Genomic DNA, 1,981 nt, shown 5'->3' on the forward strand with positions numbered 1-1,981 from the left:
CGTTCAGCGAGGCCGCGGACGGCAGCCTCGCGGCGGTGCTGCAACCCTCGACCCAAGGCTTTGCGGAGTTCGCCGGCACGATCCGCATCCAGGCCTACCTGAACCAATCGGGGCAGCTGGGCAACGTCAATTTCGACCTGGTCTACAACCCGCTGGTGCCCGCCGAATGGGCTGGTGTGCGCGAGGCGCTGCAGGCGGGCTCGCTCGATTTCTTCCTGAAGGCGCGGGTGGCACAGCCCGGCCGCTATGTCGTCAGCGCGCGCGTCGACGATGCGGCCGGCAAGCCGTTCGCGCTGCTGAGCTTCAACGACGAGGTGGCTGTCGGCGAGCAGGAGTTCAGGCTGCGCCTGTTCGGCAAGCTGGTGCGCGACGGCAAGCCGGCCTTTCCGCTGACGCTGCGCGATGTGCAGGGATTCCTGCTGCTGCCCGATCGTTTTCCGGACCGCGCGATGCTGCCGCGGCAGGCGGGCGCCGTGCACACCAGCAAGGCGTATGCGCTCGACAGCTTTTCAGATGCGGAATGGAGCAGCGAGGAGCGAAGCCGCTACCTCGCTGAACTCAACAAGGACGTGGATGAAGCCAAGCGGCAGGTCGATGCGCTGAACCGCTGAAGCGCATGCGGGCCGAGCGCCGGGCCGCCCCAAGCCGGCCCGCATCCCCTCGGGGGATCGGTCGGTGTACCCGCCGACCGAGGGGTCGTCATCAAAGCCAGCGCCACACCCTGACCAGCCAAGCCGGCACGCGCTGGCCGCGGGGACGATAGTTCTGGCGAAGTTCTGCGTACATGGGTGACCTCCGAGGTGCGGACTGTATCTTCATACAGTACTGTGTGCAAGCACAGTATTCGCCGCATCAACCCTTGTAGCTGCCGCGCACCGCATCACCGGCCGCCTTGGCGCCCAGGCCGGTCGGGTCCGCGAAGCCGACGGCGGTTTCCGTCAGGCTCGCGCCCATCTCGACGCCGGCCTTCTTCACGTCGCCGCCGATCACCGCGGTGTCGGCCACGTGCAGCGCACCGCCGATCGCCTTGGCGCCCAGTTCGCCCAGCGCCGAGAACACCTTGCCCAGGCCCGGGATCTTGCCGAGCGTGTTCTTGATCAGATCGCCGATGAAGTTGAAGGCCTTCGACAGGCCGTCGAGGATCTTGTGGCCGATGTACTCGGCGTTGTCCATGTTCGTGCCGTTCTTCTTCACGTGACCGTCGTTGGTCTGGTCGAGCCGCTGGTCGGCCTTCAGGTGCCCGTAGCCGTACTTGCCGAAGTCCTGCAGCAGGCCGGCCTCGGTGCCGTGGCGCGCATCGCCGTCCTTCGTGAAGCCTTCGATCTTGCCGTTCTTCGTCACGTCTTCGGGGCGCACGTCGCCGTCGCGGTCCTTCGCGCCCTTGACCCAGCTGACGACGTTGGACGCCCGCTGCGCCGCGTCGGCGCGCTCCTGCGGGCTCTTGGCCGGATCGTCCCAGTCGCCGCACTGCTTCTTCAGGTTGTCCTTCACGCCGCTCTGGTTGCCCAGGTTCTTCAGCGTCGGGTTGCCGTCGACGATGCTCTGCGCCGAGGCGCCCGGCGGCGCCTTGTCGTTGGCCGACGGCATCACGGGTCCACTCTGCGCGGCCGGTGCACCTTGCTGCGCGGCGGCGGCCTGGCCGCCTTGTTGCATCGCCAGCGCCTGCTGCGGCTGGGCCTGCGGCATCGGCGGCAGCGAGCGCATCGCCGACAGCGACGACGCCGACATGCCGGGCTCCTCGTTGTCGTCGTCCTTGCCGCCCAGGGAGAGGCTCGGGAGCTTCAGGCCACCCATCACCTGGTCGATGAAAGCCCCCTGCTGCTKCCCGCCTTGCGGGGCAGCCCCGGTGGCCGATGCGCATTGCGCCCCGGCCCGATGCACTTGCGTGGACTGAATGTTCATGATCGAGGCGCCTTCGATGCATCGCGCGGCCCGCTGCGGCGCAGCGATCGACTCCGGCGAACGGTCCCCTACCTTAGGG

Annotated in this window: 1 protein-coding gene and 1 pseudogene; one reads left to right on the top strand and one right to left on the bottom strand. The window is 68.1% G+C overall.

Features of this window, described 5'->3' with window-relative positions; all coding sequences use genetic code 11:
- Positions 1–611: pseudogene (locus AC1D12_RS31905) on the top strand (hypothetical protein); the annotation flags it as partial.
- A gap of 241 nt (positions 612–852) precedes the next feature.
- On the opposite strand, the gene AC1D12_RS31910 reads toward AC1D12_RS31905, so the two are convergent.
- A complete protein-coding gene (locus tag AC1D12_RS31910; protein WP_477845178.1) occupies positions 853–1,902 on the bottom strand; it encodes an HrpF/NolX family T3SS translocon protein in 1,050 nt (349 codons plus the stop codon).
- Between the last annotated feature and the right edge of the window lie 79 nt (positions 1,903–1,981).

This window comes from Rhizobacter sp. P1_G5 (assembly GCF_056405435.1).